This window comes from Burkholderia lata (assembly GCF_902499025.1).
Classification (GTDB): Bacteria; Pseudomonadota; Gammaproteobacteria; order Burkholderiales; family Burkholderiaceae; genus Burkholderia; species Burkholderia lata_C.
This window is the reverse complement of sequence record NZ_CABVPW010000027.1, coordinates 25,082-39,243: the sequence shown is the minus strand read 5'-3', so window position 1 is coordinate 39,243 and position 14,162 is coordinate 25,082. Positions and strand designations below refer to the sequence as shown.

The following is a 14,162-nucleotide window of genomic DNA, read 5'->3' as shown; positions in this document are numbered from 1 at the left end:
CGGTGCGGCCGATCCTTGCGTCACGTATGCGCAAAGCGCGCGACGGCTTCGAATCGGGATGGCCATGCGCCCGAAGCGTGTTCGCACTCGGGGCAGGCCACTTCAAACCCTTCTTCTCCGTGTGACAGCTCCGGCTCGCCATCGCAATGCGGACAATGGGCGGGCACCGGAATCTCTTGATCCAGCGAGGTGCCGATCGCGGCAAACGCGTCCGCATCCAGTTGTCCCGCATCGGCCAGGCGACGGATCAGCGCGGCAATTTCCGGATTCATGCCGCGGCTCGCGCGCAGCGAACTCACATCGCGCGTCGCACGTTCCAGTTCGTCTCCCTGGCTGCGCAACTGTTTTTCGAGCCGGTCGGCCCGCGCCTTGGCCGAGCTCAGTTGCTGCAGGAAGTCGAACTCCTTGCGCTGAACGTCACGCAGACCGCTCTGATAAGACGACGCCATGCTGCGCAACGAATCCAGCTCGACCAGCATCGGCTTGACGCGGCGTTCGGCTTCGGCCACCGCGTCCTTGATTTGCTGCGCATAGTGTTCGGTGCGCTGCTGCAGTTCAGCCTGGAGCACATCGATGCGGTCGCGCAGCGTCGCATTTTGCGCCTGCTCGGCGTCGACGCGGCCGGCGGCCGCGGCCAGTTCCTTTTCCAGTCGAGCGACTGTGGTGAGCAACGTCGCTTCGCTGGCCGAACCGTGCGTCGTCTGCGATGCAAGCTGGACCTCGAGTTCAGTCACGCGAGCCTGCAATTGCTCGTTTTTCGCTTCACCCCGCGCGAGTGCGCCCTCGAGCGTCTCCTGGCGGACGGTTGCGTCGCGCAACCGCTGTTCGGCGTCGGCAACGCCGGCGCGAACCTGTTCCCGATCGCCATCCAGGCTGTCCTGCGCGGCTTTCAGCGCTTCTTCATAAAGTGCGCCGAGCAACGCACCGGCTTTTTCCTCGACTGCCTTCGGAATTGCCGCACCGTCGAGCCTGACCTTGGACGCAGAACGGATGCGCTCCCAGAAATGGTCGATGTCTTTCGGAATATCGCTGGCGCTACCGGTTTGGGTGAGATCGCGGACGTTGGCAGCCGACGGCCGAATGCCGAGATCGAAGAACAACCGCTTGCATGCGTGTAGCGACAATTCCTGCCGTCGCGCACCGCTTGCTCGCAGCGATTCCAGTTCGTCCCGAATAGCTTGGCGGATTTCGTCCAGGGTCATCGCTGTGCTCACAGACATTAAAGTGTGGCAATCATAACGAAATACGTATCTATCGATACTTGTTTTGAGTCGACGTTGTGAATTTACGTCGTTTTGCACAGAAATCGGGTCTGTGAGCCAATCCGGACGACTGTGGTCCAGGATTCCGTGAAACAAAGCGAGGAAAGTCAGCCAAGTCCTTGTCTCACAAGCATTTTCCTGCAGACCCCGAATTTCGGCATTTGTTTCACATGACAGCGGATCCGATTGCCTGTGGGTGTTCAGGGGTTGGGGTGTCTGTGGAAAACTCTTCAGGCAATGTCTTGAGAGTATTAGAAGTAAACACCCTTGAACCCTTAGTTAAAAACGTTAACGCCACGGCACAGCCTTATGCTGCAAGGCTTTCCGGCCGACAAGGTGAAGTTTTACGGGAGCTAAGGTGATCTTCTGCGGGAGCTGACGTGATGGGGTTCAGGGAGCAGCGTGAGCCGTTGCGGGAAAGATCGTGAGCGGATTCGGGATCACAGTGAAACACGAGATTTCCCAAAGGTGAGGCTTTTCGGGGCCTCACAGCCACAGAACCCGCACAGTGCCTGACTGCACAGTTTTCTGCCTGTGCAGACATAGGTGAGAATTTGCGGGACCTTCTTCGCGCCCCGATTCTGCCCATCTTTTAGGCAGTTTTTCCGAAAGGTGAGGTTTCACGGGACTCTACGGGTGTTTGGTGTGAGGATTTCCGGGAAACGAACGCCATTTTGCACAGCAAAAGTGCTCTCGGGGGCCTGTGAAGCCCTAAAGGTGAGGTTTTTCGGGAGGGAAATCGGGGTTTTCCTGCCTGCAACCCATTGAGGTGAGCTTTTTCGGGGCCTGGGTCACAGTCTGTGATTCCAGCTACAGGTGAGACTTTTCGGGAATGGAATTTGCCTGAAAAATGGTCACAGGTGAGGCTTTTCGGGACCTGTGAGCCGTCGAATTCGTGGAAAAGCCCGTCGGAACTGGAAGAAATCTCGTTTTTGCTGTGCCACTTTTTGGCACAGGTGAGATTTTTCGGGGGCTGACATAAGGTTGTCGTATGAAGGATTTCTGTCGAAAGGTGAGGCTTTTCGGGGGATGTCGGAGACGCACAGCCAAATGCCTTCTGTGCATAAGTATCGGAACACATTGGGATTTTTGATACCGCGGCAGTTACGGTGAGATTATTCGGGAGCCATTCCCGTGCCCACAGTGGCACAGCGGTTTTCCAGTAAGGTGAGACTTTTCGGGAGACTCTCGTAGCGAATCCCGCGTGTGTCGGGCATTCGTCGACATCCAGACGAATGAACACACTGTGCCCGAGGTGAGTATTTTCGGGACCCGATACGGTTTGTGCGCTGTACAATGCGCGCCCGGGCCGGCAAAGCAGGCCCGATCGGGCCGTGCCGGCCGGTTTCGCAGGCGTTTTCCGGGATGCCGGACCCGATCGCGATGTCCCGGTGAGTCACGCCTGTACATGCATACAGGGCAATGCGGGTCGATCGGGAAGCGTGGTGAAGTGGGATCGCGACGCTGTGCCGAACTCACAGCTGCGCAGTCGTAAAATTACGACAAATCGAAAGGTGAGCCGATACGGGAGCGCATTTCGCACGTATCGTGCACAGGTGAAATTCTGTGAATCGGCGCATCCCGCAGCACGTCTGGACGAGTCCGGAACGCTGCAAATCCGGACTGGTGAGGGTTTTCGGGAGTGCCTGGGGTGAGTGCCGTTTTGCACGCGCACTTCACCCGCTATGGTGAGCATGTCGTTCTGGACGCACATCACCACAGGCGCTATCCTTCCGGAAAACTTCTCCTCCGACCCGACGTATGGCCACGACGAAGCGCGCCAAGAAAACCGATGTGGATGTGGTGAGTGCCAGTTCAGCCGAATTGCGGAAGGCCGTCGAGGCGATCGCAATTCAGCCGAAGAGCGGCAAGATCACGCTCCTCACTCGCAAGCTGTTCAATGTCCTGCTGGCCGTGGCCCAGCAGGCCGACGACTCGGGCGATACGTATCGCGCGCTGCTGTCGGACATCGTCGCCAACTCCGCCTTCGATTCGAACGACACCGCACTGGTGAAGGAACACCTGCGCCGCATGGTGTCGGTGCAGGTCGAATGGAGCACGGGGACGTCGAGCCAGAAGCCGGGCCGCAAGTGGGGGATCTCGACGCTGATCGCCGACGCCGAAATTCTCGAGGATCCGGCGACTCGCCGCGTGTGGGTCGAATTCTCGTTCGCGCCGAAGATCAAGAAGAAGCTGCTCGACCCGGTCCAGTATGCGCGCCTGAGCCTGCAGTTCCAGAGCCAGCTGCGCAGCAGCGCCGGTCTCGCACTGTACGAAATCTGCGTGCGCTACCTGACGAACCCGAGCCATCTGACGATGCGCGAGCCGTGGGAATGGTGGCGGCCGATCCTGTCGGGCACGCCCGATACCGAGGCCGGCGACGAGGCGAAGCGCGAGTACAAGTACTTCAAGCGCGACTATCTGCGCCCCGCGATCGCGGAAGTCAACGCGGTCACCAACATCTTTGTCGAACTGATCGAGCACCGCGAAGGGCGCCGGGTCGCGGAGATCCAGTTCCGCGTGACCGAGCGCAAGCAGCCGATGCTCGCACTCGACGAACACCCGAACGTGTTCGACAGCACGCTGGTCGACCGGATGGTGAAGCTCGGGATCCCGCTGAAGGAAGCGCAGACGCTCTATGCGGACAGCGAGGAGAATCGCATTCGTGCAGCACTGCAGATGACCGAGCAGCGGATGCGCAGCACGACGCTGCCGCCGGTGCGCAGCGCGCCGGCGTTGTTCAAGGACGCACTGAAGAAGGGTTATGCCCCGCCGGTCGAATCGGTTGATGCGCTGCCTGCCGGCACGCCGTCTCCGAAGATTGCAGCGGCCCAGCCGGACGATCTGAAGGCACGCCTGCTGAGCGAGTTCGCGGCGTTCCGCCGCAAGGAAGCGAAGGTGCTGTACGAGGAGCAGGGCGACGCGGAGCGCGAAGTGGCGCGCGAGTCGTTCGAATCGGAGGCGCTGCCGACGATGGGCACGCATCTGCGCGATGACTGGCGCAAGCGCGGCCTCGATTCCAAGCTGGCCGAGACGGCCTTTTTCGACTGGCTGGCCCAGAAGACCTGGGGCGAGCCGACGGACGGCGACCTGCTGTCATTCACGCTGAACCAGTCGCGGGCCGCCTGAGGCCCGCTCAGGCCCGCTGACGGGCCGCCGCCGGCCCCGCCCTCAGTTGGCGGGCCCGGCGTCCTCACCAGGCCCTGCCGGCCGTTCTCCTCACTCCGACAACAGCATCCGCTCGAGCTGCTCGAGGATTGCGTCGCGCTTGTCCTTCGGGAGACCGCGCAGGCGCAATTCGATGCGATCTTCGCCATACGACTTCAGGTCACCGACCGACTTGCCGCCGAGCTTGATCTCGAGACGCTGCGCATAGCGCTGACGTCCCGCAGCCTTCGGCGTCTCCTGCGCCGCGACACGACCCTTGACGATGTCAGACACCTGACGCGTGCTGAGATCGTCCGATACGATCTTGTTGATCAGCCGCAGCGTGGCCTCGGTGCCGCGCGCGTTGTGATAGCGACCGACCTGATACGCCATGTTCGAACCGAAGCGATCGGGGCGCGCGACCATTTCCTGCATGATCGCTTCCGGCAGCTTGCCGATCGACAGCGCGACGGCCACCGTCGACTCGTCGAGGCCGAGGTGCTCGGAGAGCTCCTTCTGGCTCTGGAAATGCTTGTCGTCGAGGAATCGACGCCACACGACAGCGTTGTCGAACACCGTCTGCGAATCGCGCTGGACGTTGAGATCGTAGCCGAGCTTGTAGCTCTGGATGCCGATCGGCACGTCGATCACGATCGCCTTGACCGATTCCTTGTTCGCTTCCTTCAGTGCTCGCACGCGGCGGCCGCCGTCGCTGACGAAATACGTGCCCGGGGTGTCGTAATCCGGAATCACGTGGATCGCCTGTTGTTGCCCTTGCTTCGCGAGGTTGACCGCGAGTTCGGCAATCGACGATTTCAGATAGAAGTGACGCGGATTGAACGGGCTGTGCTTGATCGCCTTCAGCGACAGCTCGATCACCTGCCCCGGTGCATAGCGGTTCTCGAGACGCCACGCGCGATATTGCGCCGATTCATCGATCGACGGATCGAGCGTGAGCTCGGGAGCGGGCGGCGGCGCGATGTCTTTCTTCGCGGATTTGGTCGGCGCCGGGGTGGGCGTCTCGGACTTCACGATGCCGTCGATCGCATTGAGTCGATCGAGCGCCGTGCGCTTCTCGCTCGTCGTGATATCCGGGCGCGCTTGGAATCCTTTGGCAAATTGGGAGGGTTTCATGTGACTCCTTTGTGCGCATAAAGTCAGGGCAGCATGGCGACGATTTCGTCGGCACATGCGCGAATTTCTGCGGCGGCCAGCTTGCCGCCGCGATCGTTCATCTGCAGCACGGTCTGACCGAGAGCCATCGCCTGCTTGTACGCCTCCCGGGTCGGGATCTGCGTTCTCAGCAACGGGAAGCCGAGCTCCTCGAGCGCGCGCTTGAGCTCGCGGGTCAGCATGCGCTTCTCTTCGGTCTTGTTCAGCAGGAAGACGGCGCGGAGATCTTCGTTCATGACCTGCGCCTGCTGGATCAGTTTGACCAGCCCGACGCTCGACCAGTAATCGGCCGGCGACGACGACGTCGGGATCACTGCAATCGATGCGGCCAGCAGGACGACGCCCGATACTTTCTCGGTGATCGACGGCGGGCAGTCCACGACGATGATGTCGTAGTCGTTGATGAACTTCTTGATCTCGCGATGGATCTGGCCATCGGCTTCGGCCAGGTTGACGACCGGAAATGGAATGCCGGTGTCGCTGTCGCCGGATGCGCTCGACCAGTGAACCAGTGTGTTTTGACGGTCTGCGTCGATGACGAGGACGCGCTTCCCTTTTTCATGGAACGCGGCACCGAGGTGCATGGCAATCGTGCTTTTGCCGACGCCACCTTTTTGTTGAGTGACTGCAATGATTTCCGCGGCCAATTTTCACTCCTATTTTGGTCGTTGGAATTCTACAGGACGATATTTGAATTTCAATGAAATTGTCGTTTGACAACTACGCATTGGCCGTTCGGGCTATCGGTTTATGCGCATAAACGAACCGGCGATGGTTGGTGGCGCGATTGGATGGTGTGGTGGATACCTGATGTCAATGAGCGACTCGGGGTTTGAGTCATCACGTTTGGCGTCCGTCGTCGGTGTGAGCAACAAGCGGCCGCGGGATCGTGCGCACTGCCCTTTCGTTCGATGGGGCGTCTTGCCAGAGAGCCGGGAGTTTGTGCGCATAAACTCCGCGGAAGCAGAGGTGGTCGATCGTGCCGTGCGACTGGAGAGAAGGCGCTTTGAGCGTGGGTTGTGAGTGACAGGTTCTCGCAGAGGACGCAGCGTAGAGATGTGTCGCTGAACCGAGCGACGTCGACACAACGGGCGTGCGGGCGTCACGTTTATGCGCATAAACCGCGAGCGATGGACTGCGAGCGGCGCCTCGACCGCGCGGATTCCAGTGCTCGGCGATCTCACCTTCGAGGCACCACACCGAGCAGGCACCACACCGAGCAGGCACCACACCGAGCAGGCACCACACCGAGCAGGCACCACACCGACGCGCCGAAGTGCCCACACCCTCCTGCCGTGAATCGAGGGATACCTCACCCGGCAATCGCACGCTTTATGCGCATAAACCAATCGACCTGCGACGCACCCACCCGCATCCTTTACTGTCCGAAGCACCCACCGCATTGATCTGCCGTGTGGGACCTTTATCGGTCATCCCGCGATATAGCGTCGCCCGCCTTTATGCGCATAAACCCATCGATGCCTTGAATCGCATCCCGGGCAGCACTCCCCTCTTGTGGTTCGTAGCAGCATCTCCCCGACCGCCTTCTACGAAGCAGCGGATCCGAGCCCGATCCCGCGTCGACCACCCCACCAGGCCCCCGATGCAGACTGGCTACAATACAGGGCTCTACCCTTCAGGCCTGAATGATGATCACGATCTACCACAACCCCCGATGCTCGAAGTCGCGCGAGACGCTTGCGTTGGTCGAGTCGCTGAATACCACCGGTGCACCGTTGAATGTCGTCGAGTACCTGAAGACGCCGCCGACGGTCGACGAACTGGAAGCGCTGCATCGGCAGCTTGGCCGCCCGGTTCGCGACATGCTGCGCGACGGCGAGGAGCCGTACAAGGCGTTGAATCTGGCCCGCGCCGACCTGACCGATGCGGAAGCCTACGCAGCAATTGCCGCTCATCCGATTCTGCTGCAGCGGCCCATCGTCGTTTATCAAGGCAAGGCAGCCATCGGTCGGCCACCCGAGTTGGTGCAGGCGTTGTTCGAATAATTCTTGTCCGCCGTATTTTTCTGATTGCGTCAGCCCGGCGCAGGTACCAGGGCAAGCACCGGCAATCGAAGCCGGCCCGATCACCGAGATCACCGGGCTGCACGCCACCATCGCCCTGACGATCGCAGTCACGCGATCCAGGTCTAGCCTTCCCCGGACGACGCACCGTCATCATCCGGGGCAGGCCCCCGCCCCGCCGCCGCTTTCGCGGCCGTCCGCAGCAGCGCGATTTGCCCGCGATAGGCCCTGCAGCCGCTGCAGGTCGGCAGGTGTACGCGCACCCGCAGGCGCTCATGCAGGGTCAGATGCCGGTCGAGCGCATCCGACAGCAGTCGCGTCACGTCAGTACATTTCCCCGGCAGCATCTTCGGTCGTCAGTCCTTGTTCGCTCAGGCAGGTTCGCAGGCGCGTGCGCGCCCGATACAGCAGCACGCTGCAATGATTCGTCGTCAGCGTCAATTCGCTGCAGATGTCCGTAATTTCCACGTCGAGGAATTCGCGCATCATGAATACGCGCCCGATCTGCTCCGGCAGGTGATCGAGGCAGGTCTGGAACAGCGTCCAGAACTGCTGTTGCTGCAACAGCGTTTCGGGGCGCGGCCACGGTCGCGGCTTCGCATGGGCGGCCCAATGCCCGTTTTCCTTGAACAGCTCGCGATCGAGCACCGATTCGCCGTCGAGCTCCGAATCGAGCGCGGACAGGCTCACCGTCCGCTGCCGCGCTCGCAGCACGTCGATCAGCTTGTTGCGCAGGATGCCGAACACCCAGGTCTTGTGCGCCGACATTCCGGCGAAATCGCCCGCATGCGACCACGCGGCGGCGAGCGCTTCCTGCACGGCGTCTTCGGCCGCGTCGGCGTCGCGGAGCTGGAGTCGCGCGAAGCGCAGCAGGTCGCGTCGCAGTTGCGCGAGATAAACGGGATCGTCGTAGGCGGACGGCATGTCTGGGTTGCGGGGTCTCGAAACGATCGCGCGTGCGCCCCAGGACGGGCGCGTCGCAGTGCGAGCAGCTTACTGGGCGCACCGCGACCCTGCAATGCATGTTCCGTCACGAATTCACGAAACCGGCAGGTGCGCTGCGCTATGCTTGCCGAACCCTGTGTCGCGTGTCGGCGACGATGCGCGACGGGCAGTCTGTAACGTCAGAACATAACGACCGAGTTATCCACAATTTCTGTGGAAAACCTTGTGGAAAGTCGGCCGGCCGGCCCCGTGGGGCGGTTCGCGGGCTGGCTTGCCTATAAACAGACCTTTGTCGCCCGTTCGGAAGCAATCGGTCCGATTCCTCACTCACCGGAAGGAGAATGCCATGTCCTATCGCATTGCTGTGGTCGTCGGCAGCCTGCGTCGCGCTTCGTGGAACCGCGCGCTCGCGCATGCCGTGATCTCGCTCGCCCCCGCCGATTTCTCGTTCGAGTTCGTCGAGATCGGCGAGCTGCCGCTGTACAGCCAGGACTACGACGCGGATTTCCCGGAAGTCGCGAAGCGCTTCAAGCAGTCGATCGAAGCCGCCGACGCGCTGCTGTTCGTCACGCCCGAGTACAACCGCTCGATTCCGGGCGTGCTGAAGAATGCGCTCGACTGGGGCTCGCGCCCGTGGGGTTCCAACTCGTGGTCGGGCAAGCCGGGTGCGGTGCTCGGCACGTCGCCGGGCGCGACGGGCACTGCCCTCGCGCAGCAGCACCTGCGCAACGTGCTCGCGTATCTCGATGTGAAGATGCTCGGGCAGCCCGAGATGTTCATCAAGCACGATCCGGCGCGCATCGACGACCAGGGTCAGATCGTCAGCGAGGACACCCGCAAGTTCCTGCAGGGCTTTGTCGATCGCTACACGAACTGGGTGCGTCTGCTGAAATCGGCCTGAGCGTCACCCCCGTTCTTCATGCGGCCAGCGCCGGCGCCGGCCCGCACGCAGCGGGTCACGTGCCGGCGTGCCGTGCGTGCCGCGCGTCGCGCGCTTCGCGGATGCCCAGCAGGATCTCGTCGAGCAGCGCGATGTCGAACGGCTTCGACAGCACACGGACGTTGACGGTCCGCGTGCGGTCGAGCTCCTCCGCGTAACCCGTGACGAGAATCACGGGCAGTTTCTCCGGCCGCTTTTCGACCGCTTCGGCGAGGTCGATGCCGTTCAGGCGGCCCGGCATGTGGATATCCGAAATCACGAGGTCGAACGCGTCGTTCGCGGCCGCGCCTTCGATCAGGCGCAACGCGTCGTCGGCGGTGGGCGCGTAGGTCACGCGGTGCCCGAGCAGCGACAGCAGCGCTTCGGTGCCGGCCGCGACTTCGCTGTTGTCCTCGACGAGCAGCACGTGCAGGCCGGCGAGCGCGCCCGCCCCCGTGTCGTGCGCGATCGCCGGCGCCCGTGCGACGACGTCCTCGGCGCGTGCGCGCGGCAGGTAGAGGCGCACCGACGTGCCGGCGCCGACCGCGCTGTCGATCGTCGCGAGGCCGCCCGAGCGTTCGCAGAACGCGAACACCTGCGGCAGGCCGAGCCCCGTCCCCATCCCCTGCGCCTTCGTCGTGAACAGCGGTTCGAACGCGCGCGCGAGCACGTCGGGCGCCATGCCCGAACCCGTATCGTCGAGCGAGATCTGCACGAAATCGCCGGTCAGCGGAAAGCCGTCCTCGCGACGCAGCGTCACGTTGCGCGCGCCGACCGTGAAGCGGCCGCCGACCGCCATCGCGTCGCGCGCGTTGACCGCGAGGTTGATCACCGCGAGCTCGAGCTCCGCGACGTCGACGCGGATCGGCCAGACGCCGGGCTCGATCGCGACGACCAGTGACGATTTCGAACCGAGCGACGTCTTCAGCAGTTCGCGGCACGTGCCGACCCATTGCCCGACGTCGATCGTCTCGTTGTGCAGCGGCTGCTTGCGCGCGACGCCGAGGAGCTGGCGCGTGAGCGACTGCCCGTTCTTCAGCGCGCGCTCGATCGCGCCGAGTTCCTTGTCGAGATGCTGGACCCCGCGCCGTCGCACGATCTGCACGTTGCTCGAGATGATCATCAGCAGGTTGTTGAAGTCGTGCGCGACGCTGCCGACGAGGTTGCCGAGCGCCTGCATCTTGCGCGACTGCCGGTACGCCGATTCGATCGAGCGCCGCATCGACGCTTCGGCCTGCCAGCGATCCCACGCCTCCTCTTCCGCCTTCAATCGCTTGAGCGACAGCCAGATCACGGACCACAGCGCGACCGACGGCGCGAACATCGAGATGAACAGTACGCTCAGGTGTTCGTACCATTCATGCCAGATCGCCGACGTGCGGTACGCGCACGTCACGTAGACGGGATAGCTGCCGACCTGGCGATACGCGACGATCTCGCTGCTCGCGCCGTCGTGGCGCACGCGCACGACACCGGCGCGCGGATCGTTGCGCGCGTCGCCGAACGTGACCGCGCGATCGGTGTGCGCGAGTGCCGGCGGCGGCGGGTACGACGCGATCACCGCGCCGTCCGAGCGCGCGAGCGCCATCGTCATCGGCGTGCTCGCACCGCCGAGCAGGTCGCGGTAGAACGCGTTGAAATACGATGACTTCAGCGCGATCGACACCATCCCGGCGAACGAGCCGTCGCTATGGCGCCGCGCGACGCCCGTGTTGAACACGGGAATGTTCTCGAGCTTGAGCGGCCCCATCATCAGCCGCGAGATGTGTTCGATGACCTTGCCGTCGCGGATGCCGGCGAAGTCGTCGCGGTTCGCGATCGACGCATAGGGCGCCGGATAGTAGAGGCTGTTCGCGAGCAGCATCCCGCTCGCGCCGAAGATCGATACGGCAGCCACCTGCGGATAGCCGCCGCCGATCGTGTTCAGCGCTTCGTGGATATCGGACTCCCGGTTGCGTACGGTCGCGTCGTCCATGTCCTGCACGAGATCGACGATGCGCGCATCGAGCGTTTCGCTCAGGTCGAACACCTTGAGCGCGTGCTCCTCGGCCACCCGCACGGTGCGCATCGTCACGTCGCTCGCGGCGGCCTCGCGCGTCTTCAGGTCGTTGTACGCCATCACCACGACGTAGATGCACGGCAGCACGATCGCCGCGACGAGCAGCACGATCAGCGTCACGCGGCGCACCGCGAAATCGTGCTCGGGCGCACCGGACGCGTAGTTGCCGTCGTCCTGCCAGTCGTCGGCGGGTGGGGAGGCGGGAGCGTGGGAATCGGCGGGCCGGTCGGACGTCATCGAGGAAGCGGGTGAGGCGGAGGTGCCTGCCATCATAAACGAGTTGCGACGGCCCGCCGCACGGCCCCGGACGCACGCAATCCTGTCGATTCCGACAGGGGGAAACTGTCAGATTGAAAACGCGACGAATCCGGCAGCGCAAACGTACACAAGGAAAAATTTTGCGTGCTTATCTCGAAAATGGTCGCGACTGTTTTCGGAATGACGTCCGTTCGGACCAATTCTGTTCGAAATGGTGAAAATGGCGAGTTGCATCGCCTCCGGTTTACTCCGAGAATCGCGCCTTGCTTTCCCTATGACAGATATATGCGCCCGCCGGCGTTCGCCGCGCGGTGCGTCGCGCGCACCCGCGTCGCGTCGCCCGCGCGCGGCCGCAAGACGGTTGCCCGCACCCGAACGCATGGCGCCTAAAGAAGTGCGCCGCGCGGTCGTTAACGCGAGAGAGACCATTCCGTATACCGCTTCGCTCCATGCCTTTGCCGATTGTAATTGCCGACGATTCGCTGCTCGCTCGCAAACTTCTGACAAAGGCGCTGCCGGGAGGCTGGGACGTCGAAGTCGCGTATGCCGCGAATGGTCGAGAGGCCTTGGCGCTCTATCGTGACGGCAAAGCTTCCGTAATGTTTCTGGACCTGACGATGCCCGACATGAGCGGATATCAGGTCCTGGAGACACTGCGCCACGAAGATCTGAACACGTTCGTGATCGTGGTATCCGCCGATATCCAGCCGCAGGCGCAAGCACGCGTGCGCGAATTGGGCGCGATCGCATTCGTAGCCAAACCCGTGACGTCGGAGGCATTGCTGCCCATTCTCAAGGAGTATGGGTTGTATGCCTGACTCGGTGTTCACGGCGGAGCAACGCGACGCGTTGCAGGAGATCGCCAACCTCGCAATGGGCCGCGCCGCCGCGCGGCTCGCGTTGCTGCTCGGGCACTTCATCGAGCTGTCGGTGCCGCGCGTGCGGGTCGTGAAAGCGACCGACGCGGGCGACGCGCTGCGCGAGATGACGGGCATTCACGACAACGTGACCGCCGTGCGCCAGGGCTTCCGTTCCGACATCAAGGGCGAAGCGATCGTGCTGTGCCGTACCGCGAGCATCGCGCGGCTCATGTCGGTCGTCGACCGTACGTTCGGCGACGGCGTGTACGGCGGGATGGCGACGCCCGACGAAGTCGTGTTCGACGTCGCGAACGTGCTGATGGGCGCGTGCGTCGCGTCGATCCTCGACGAACTCGGCCGCAAGCCCGTGTTCTTTCCGCCGGGATTGCTCGGCGCGAACGTGTCGTTCGACAACGTATTCCAGCCGACCGAGCTGGCATGGAGCGTGGCATTGCTGCTGGAAGTGAACTTCGGGCTCGAGAACCACGCGTTCCGCGCCCACTTCGTGATGCTGATGGCCGAGGATTCGATCCGGCTGATGGGCGACGCGCTCGACGCGTTGCTGTCCGCGCTATGACGGCCGCCACCCCGTCGCTGAGCGACCTCGTGATCGAGCGGGTGGGCTTCGGCCTGTTCGTGCTCGACCGCTCGATGACCGTGCTGATGTGGAATCGCTTCATGCAGGACCACAGCGGCATCCCGGCCGCCGACGTGATCGGCCGCAACCTGTTCGACCGCTTTCCCGACCTGCCGCGCGCGTGGCTGTCGCGCAAGCTAGAGAGCGTGTTCCAGCTCGGCAGCTTCGCGTTCAGCTCGTGGGAGCAGCGGCCCTACCTGTTCCGCTTCGAGCACGACCGGCCGATCACGGGCGGCGTCGACTACATGCAGCAGGACTGCACGTTCATGCCGCTCACGCGCGGTCGCGACGTCGAAGCCGTGTGCGTGACGATCTCGGACGTCACGCATGTGAGCGTGATGCAGCGCGAGCGCGAGGAAGCGGTCGCGAAGCTGCGCGAACACGCGAATCGCGACGGCCTGACCGGCATCGCGAACCGGCGCTTTTTCGAGGCGCGGCTCGGCGACGAATTCGCGCGCTGGCAGCGCTACGGCGGCGACATGTCGGTGCTGCTGTTCGACCTCGACCACTTCAAGACGATCAACGACCGTTTCGGGCACGCGGCCGGCGATGCCGTGCTGCGCGAGACGGCGCGCCGCGTCGCGTCGATCGTGCGCGCGCAGGATACGTTCGGCCGCTTCGGCGGCGAGGAATTCGCGCTGCTGCTGCCGTGCACGAATCTCGACGAGGCGATGCTGGTGGCCGACAAGGTGCGCGATGCGATCGGCAGCATGCCGGTCGATGCCGAGGGCGTCAGCGTGCCGGTGACGGCGAGCGTCGGCGGCGCGTGTGCGAAGACGGGCGCGCCGACCTGCGACGTGCTCGTCAACGAGGCCGACGCCGCGCTCTATCGCGCGAAGCGGCTCGGGCGCGATCGCTCGGTCGCCTACGCGTAGGCG

At 63.2% G+C, this 14,162-nt stretch carries 12 protein-coding genes; 6 read left to right on the top strand and 6 right to left on the bottom strand.

Annotated features, from left to right (window positions below):
• Positions 1-20: 20 nt before the first annotated feature.
• Positions 21-1,202 (bottom strand): DNA-binding protein, encoded by a 1,182-nt coding sequence (locus BDI24065_RS25480; protein WP_175033584.1) that lies wholly within the window; start codon positions 1,200-1,202, stop codon positions 21-23.
• Between the two features lie 1,821 nt (positions 1,203-3,023).
• Here BDI24065_RS25480 and BDI24065_RS25475 point away from each other — a divergent pair.
• The gene (locus BDI24065_RS25475; protein WP_175010598.1) at positions 3,024-4,391 is read left to right on the top strand and encodes a replication initiation protein; all 1,368 of its coding nucleotides are present in this window, start codon (positions 3,024-3,026) and stop codon (positions 4,389-4,391) included.
• Positions 4,392-4,481: 90 nt separating this feature from the next.
• On the opposite strand, the gene BDI24065_RS25470 is transcribed toward BDI24065_RS25475, so the two are convergent.
• Both BDI24065_RS25470 and parA read right to left on the bottom strand, forming a co-directional pair.
• Positions 4,482-5,543 carry a ParB/RepB/Spo0J family partition protein gene (locus BDI24065_RS25470; RefSeq protein WP_175033583.1) on the bottom strand — a complete coding sequence of 354 codons (1,062 nt, stop codon included), beginning with the start codon at positions 5,541-5,543 and terminating at the stop codon, positions 4,482-4,484.
• Positions 5,544-5,566: 23 nt separating this feature from the next.
• The gene (parA, locus tag BDI24065_RS25465) at positions 5,567-6,229 is read right to left on the bottom strand and encodes a ParA family partition ATPase (protein ID WP_085038179.1); all 663 of its coding nucleotides are present in this window, start codon (positions 6,227-6,229) and stop codon (positions 5,567-5,569) included.
• A gap of 1,002 nt (positions 6,230-7,231) precedes the next feature.
• Between parA and arsC the strand changes: the two genes are divergently transcribed.
• Positions 7,232-7,588 (top strand): arsenate reductase (glutaredoxin), encoded by a 357-nt coding sequence (arsC, locus tag BDI24065_RS25460; RefSeq protein ID WP_175033655.1) that lies wholly within the window; start codon positions 7,232-7,234, stop codon positions 7,586-7,588.
• Between the two features lie 143 nt (positions 7,589-7,731).
• Here the strand turns inward: arsC and BDI24065_RS25455 are convergent, their stop codons facing one another.
• Positions 7,732-7,953: a zf-HC2 domain-containing protein gene (locus BDI24065_RS25455; RefSeq protein WP_175033582.1), complete on the bottom strand. Its 222-nt coding sequence runs from the start codon at positions 7,951-7,953 to the stop codon at positions 7,732-7,734.
• Positions 7,931-8,530, bottom strand: coding sequence for an RNA polymerase factor sigma-70 (locus BDI24065_RS25450; RefSeq protein ID WP_175033581.1), 600 nt, complete (start codon positions 8,528-8,530; stop codon positions 7,931-7,933). The genes BDI24065_RS25455 and BDI24065_RS25450 overlap by 23 nt, the downstream gene beginning before the upstream one ends.
• 367 nt (positions 8,531-8,897) lie before the next feature.
• Between BDI24065_RS25450 and BDI24065_RS25445 the strand changes: the two genes are divergently transcribed.
• Complete coding sequence (locus BDI24065_RS25445) at positions 8,898-9,452, top strand: NADPH-dependent FMN reductase (RefSeq protein WP_175033580.1); 555 nt, start codon at positions 8,898-8,900, stop codon at positions 9,450-9,452.
• A 55-nt stretch (positions 9,453-9,507) separates the two neighbouring features.
• Here BDI24065_RS25445 and BDI24065_RS25440 read toward each other — a convergent pair whose 3' ends face one another.
• Positions 9,508-11,766 (bottom strand): hybrid sensor histidine kinase/response regulator, encoded by a 2,259-nt coding sequence (locus tag BDI24065_RS25440; protein ID WP_175033579.1) that lies wholly within the window; start codon positions 11,764-11,766, stop codon positions 9,508-9,510.
• 470 nt (positions 11,767-12,236) lie between these two features.
• Here BDI24065_RS25440 and BDI24065_RS25435 point away from each other — a divergent pair, with 470 nt between their 5' ends.
• From BDI24065_RS25435 to BDI24065_RS25425, 3 genes are read left to right on the top strand one after another with little or no spacing between them, the layout of a single operon-like run.
• On the top strand, positions 12,237-12,605 hold the full coding sequence (locus tag BDI24065_RS25435; protein ID WP_039344648.1) for a response regulator: 369 nt from the start codon (positions 12,237-12,239) through the stop codon (positions 12,603-12,605).
• Positions 12,598-13,224 (top strand): chemotaxis protein CheC, encoded by a 627-nt coding sequence (locus BDI24065_RS25430; protein ID WP_175033578.1) that lies wholly within the window; start codon positions 12,598-12,600, stop codon positions 13,222-13,224. The genes BDI24065_RS25435 and BDI24065_RS25430 overlap by 8 nt, the downstream gene beginning before the upstream one ends.
• Entirely contained in the window at positions 13,221-14,159 is a 939-nt protein-coding gene (locus BDI24065_RS25425; protein ID WP_175033577.1) for a GGDEF domain-containing protein, read from the top strand. The genes BDI24065_RS25430 and BDI24065_RS25425 overlap by 4 nt, the downstream gene beginning before the upstream one ends.
• The last annotated feature ends 3 nt before the right edge of the window (positions 14,160-14,162 follow it).